Here is a 4,842-nt window from a genome sequence, read left to right as displayed (position 1 = left end):
TCGATCGAAATTAAGGGAGACACCAAAATGGCCCTAGATTCTTATCCAGGTGCATTATCCCAAGTTGTCACAAATTTGCTGATGAACTCTCTGATTCATGCTTACGAACCAGGCGCTACTGGAAAGCTCGCTTTTGATTGGCAGCAAGATGGGGAGCAACTTAGCTTTGAATATTCCGATGATGGTCGAGGCATTCCCCCAGAAAATTTAAGTAAAATTTTCGAGCCATTCTTTACTACCAAACGCGGTCAGGGGGGTAGCGGGTTGGGATTGCATATTGTCTACAATTTAGTTACCCAAAAACTTCTGGGTGAAATAGAATGTAAAAGTAAGGTGGGAGTGGGAACCAAATTTATAATTAAGTTACCCTTGCAAATCGATGCAAAACTGTAGTTTCCCAAATCAAAAGTTCAGTAATAAACATAGATAAGCAGCAATGGACAATATTTACGGTTTTTCCACTCAAGAATCATCTCAAACAATGCTCTTGGCTGAAGGATTTAACTCAGATGCGGGTCTAGGCAGATCTGACGATCGCTCTAGTAACTATAACAAGCCCTACAAATCTCCTCTGAAGGCCAACGGCGAGATCCCTTCACTCTGTTCTGCCTGCTTTTGGAGGAAGCTGCGAGATCCCTCCTAAAATGAATCTTTATTTGTATTTTTTTTTAGAAATGTTAAGAAAAAATATTTTTAGTAAAGCTTAAGTTTTGCTGAAAGTGCATAGTAGAATTAGGTATCAGAGCATACATCTACTTATAAATTGGCACTTCCTCAAAAACTGGTGTATTAATATTTAAGAGAAACTGCAATGATGATTAACTTAGCAGGCTACGAAATTACCAGCCAAATTCATGAAAGTAACAATTCTTTAGTTTACCGAGGACTGAGAAAGCAAGACAACCAACCCATAATTCTCAAATTTCTCAAGCTAGATTATCCGATGCCAGCTTCGTTAGTCAGATACAAGCAGGAATACGAAATTACACGCAATCTTGACCTAGAAAGTGTCCCTAAAACCTACAGCTTAGAGAGATACCAGAACAGTTTGGCTATTATTTTCGAGGATACTGGTGGAGAATCATTAAAGGTTTGGTTGGCTTCTCAAAAACTTACCTTACAAGAGTTTTTGCCAACAGCTATTAAAATAACCAGAGCTTTAGGTCAAATTCATCAACATAACATTATTCATAAAGATATCAACCCCAGCAATATTATTATTAACTCGACAACAGGGCTAGTCCAAATCATAGATTTTGGCATCTCTACTGTTTTAACTCGTGAGAATCCTACCCTAAAAAATCCTAATGTTTTAGAAGGCACTCTCAGGTATATATCGCCGGAACAAACAGGCAGAATGAACCGAGCGATCGACTACCGCACTGATTTTTACTCATTAGGAGTTACTTTTTACGAACTGCTGACGGGACAAGTACCATACGATTACAGCGATGCAATGGAATTAGTCCACTGCCACATTGCTAAACAAGCGATACCGCCTCATGCAATCGAGCCAAACATTCCTAAAGTGGTTTCCGATATTGTGATGAAGCTGTTAGAAAAGAGGGCTGAAGCCAGATATCAAAGTGCTTGGGGAATCGTCGCCGATTTAGAAGAATGTCTGGAGCAATTACGAACTAAGGGAAGGATTGCAGATTTTGATATCGCCCAAAAAGATATTACTGATAAGTTTCAAATTCCCCAAAAACTCTATGGGAGAGAACAAGAAGTAGAAACCTTGCTAGCTGGGTTTGAGCGCGTCAGCAATGGCACGACAGAAATCATGTTAGTGTCGGGTTATTCTGGCATTGGCAAATCCGCCTTAGTACAAGAAGTTTATAAACCCATTACTAAGGCAAGGGGTTATTTTATTGCGGGTAAGTTCGACCAATTTCAACGCAATATTCCTTACGCGGCTATCATCAATGCTTTTCGCTCCTTAGTGAAGCAAATACTAACTGAAAGTGAAGCACGATTAGTTCAATGGAAAGAAAAACTTTTAGCCGTTTTGGGTAAAAACGGACAAGTCATTATTGATGTCGTTCCAGAAGTGGAACTCATTATTGGTAAGCAGCCAGCCGTGCCAGAATTAGCGGCAGCCGAGTCACAAAATCGTTTTAATTCAATATTTCAAAAATTCATCGGCGTGTTTTGCTCATCTGATCATCCTTTAGTCATCTTTTTAGACGATTTACAATGGGCTGATTCGGCCACGCTGAAGTTGCTAGAAGTAATGATGACAGATGCACAAAGGCGCTATTTGTTCTTAATTGGGGCCTATCGAAATAACGAAGTCGCTCCTGGACATCCCTTGATGATAACTCTTGATTTACTACAGTCAAAAGCCTCTGTTATCAACAACATCACATTAGTTCCCTTAGCTATTGAACATATTGGTCACTTAATTTGTGATACGTTACACTCGAACACAATTGCAGTAGAACCATTAGCTCAATTAGTAATCAGGAAAACTTCTGGTAACCCCTTCTTTGTCAATCAATTTCTCAAAACTCTCTATCAGGAAGGCTTACTTACATTTATTCCTCCGTCTCAAGGCAGTAAACCCCAATGGCAATGGGACATAGCTTTAATTGAGGCAGTAGGCATTACTGATAATGTTGTGGAGTTAATGGTTAGGAAGTTAAGAAAACTTCCTACCTCCACACAGCAGATTTTACAGTTAGCTGCTTGTGTAGGCAACACATTTGATTTGCACACCCTTTCTATTATCCATGAAACTTCAGCAGCAGTCGCTTATCAAAACCTTTTACCAGCAATTCAGGAAGGTTTAGTATTACCTATTTCTGAGTTAGAAATTACCCCAGAAGAAATAATAGAGGCTCCCCTAATTATTCTTACTTTTAATTTTTTGCACGATCGAGTGCAACAAGCAGCTTATGCCACTATCCCAGAAGAGCATAAAAAACAAGTTCACCTCAAAATCGGTCACCTACTTTTAAAAAATACTACTGAAGAAGAACTGGAAGAAAAGATTTTCGATCTGGTCAATCATCTTAATACTGGTGTGGAATTGATTGATGATTTAGAACAGAAAGTTAAATTGTCAAAATTGAATTTAATAGCAGGCAAAAAAGGCAAAGCTTCCACAGCTTATAAAACAGCAGCTACCTATTTTGCTTTAGGAATAAACCTACTAGGGAGTCAGGGTTGGGAAAATTATTACGAATTAACATTTACTCTCTATAGAGATCGAAGTGAGTGCGAGTATTTAGCTGGCAATCTTGAGGAAGCAGAAGAACTTTTCAAGATAGCCTTAAGTAACAGCAAATCGGCCATAGATAAAGCAGAAATTTATTCTCTTTATACATTCTTTTGTTCAACTTTATCACGGAAAGATGAAGCGCTCAAGTTCACGCTTGCTGGCTTAGAATGTTTGGGTATGGATTTGCCTCGTACAGAAGAACAATTACCAAAGGCAGTAGAAGTAGAATTACAACAGGTATCGTTAAATCTGTCCCAAAGAAAAGTTGCTGATTTAATCCATGCTCCTGAGCTTAGAGACTTGACAAAAAGAGCCAGCATTAAATTATTAATTGATTTGTGGGCGGTAGCTTATTATGTTGGACATCAAAATTGGCTAGATTTATCTATATTAAAGATAGTCAATATGTCCTTAAGGTATGGCAACACAGATTTATCAGCCTTCGGTTATGTTACTTATGGAATGTTGTTATCATCTCGAAATGAATATAAATCAGCTTATGAATTTGGTAAGCTAGCTTTAAAGCTCAATGATAAATTTAACAACAAGAGCCTTAGTTGTAAAGTTCCTAATCTTTTCGCTTTGAGAATTAATCCTTATAATAATCATTTAAAAACCAACTTAGAAATTTTTAGGACAGCTTATAAAGGTGGGCTAGAGTGTGGCGATTTAGTTTACATAGTTTGGACGATGATGTTTAGTATATGGACTAGGTTTATTATAGGTCAGCCTCTAAAAAAGGTTTATGAAGAATCTTGTAAATATATAGCTGTTATGAAGCAGACAAATGACTTAAGTATGCTGTATGGATTTATGTCTTTACAGCAAACTACTTTAAATTTACAAGGATTGACTCAAGACAAATACAACTTCGATGATGAAATATATAGTGAAGCGTTGTGCTTGCAACACTGGGAAAATACGAAGTTTTATCATGTTAAGACTTGGTATATAACTTTCAAGGCTCAAGTTTTATTTATTTATGATAACTATTCTGAGGCTCTCAAACTGGCTCAAGGAAATGAAAAAGAAATTAATAATTTCGGCTTTTTTAATATCACTCAACACTATTTCTATTATTCATTAATTTTGGCTGCTGTCTATTCAGAGGCTACTATTGATGAAAAAGAAAACTACTGGAAAATTTTACATAATAATCTAGAAAAAACAAAAATTTGGGCTGAGAGCTGCCCAGATAATTATTTACATCAGTATTTACTGATAGCGGCAGAAATAGCGCGAATTTCTGGTAAGGCTTTAGAAGCAATGGATTTATACGACAAAGCGATCGCTTCGGCTAGAGAAAACGAATATATCCAGAACGAAGCTTTGGGGAATGAACTAGCGGCTAAATTCTGGTTAGCTAAAAGGAAAGAAGATTTTGCCCAAATTTATATGCAAAAAGCTCACTATGGCTACCAGATATGGGGCGCTCTAGCTAAAGTTGATGATTTAGAGGAAAAATACCCCCAATTGCTAGCTAGAAAGTCAACCAAGATAACAACCCAAACAAAAATTAACCAAACAACGAGTGCGGCTACTACCACTAGCACTAATTTGGGAGAGACGCTAGATTTAGCCACAGTAATGAAAGCTTCCCAAGCAATTTCAGGTGAAAT

Annotated in this window: 2 protein-coding genes; both read left to right on the top strand. The window is 37.5% G+C overall.

Annotated elements, in window-relative coordinates:
- Nucleotides 1–393 (top strand): HAMP domain-containing sensor histidine kinase (locus QUA04_RS28685; RefSeq protein ID WP_333263905.1); only part of this gene is annotated, 393 nt, incomplete at its 5' end.
- A 418-nt stretch (nt 394–811) separates the two neighbouring features.
- Nucleotides 812–4,842: serine/threonine-protein kinase PknK (locus QUA04_RS28680; protein WP_333263902.1), on the top strand; the 4,031-nt coding region annotated here is incomplete at its 3' end.

The sequence above is a fragment of the Microcoleus sp. S13_C5 genome, assembly GCF_036700845.1.
GTDB lineage: Bacteria > Cyanobacteriota > Cyanobacteriia > Cyanobacteriales > Microcoleaceae > Microcoleus.
Note: the sequence above shows the minus strand (reverse complement) of the source record. Positions and strands in the feature narration are given on the sequence as shown.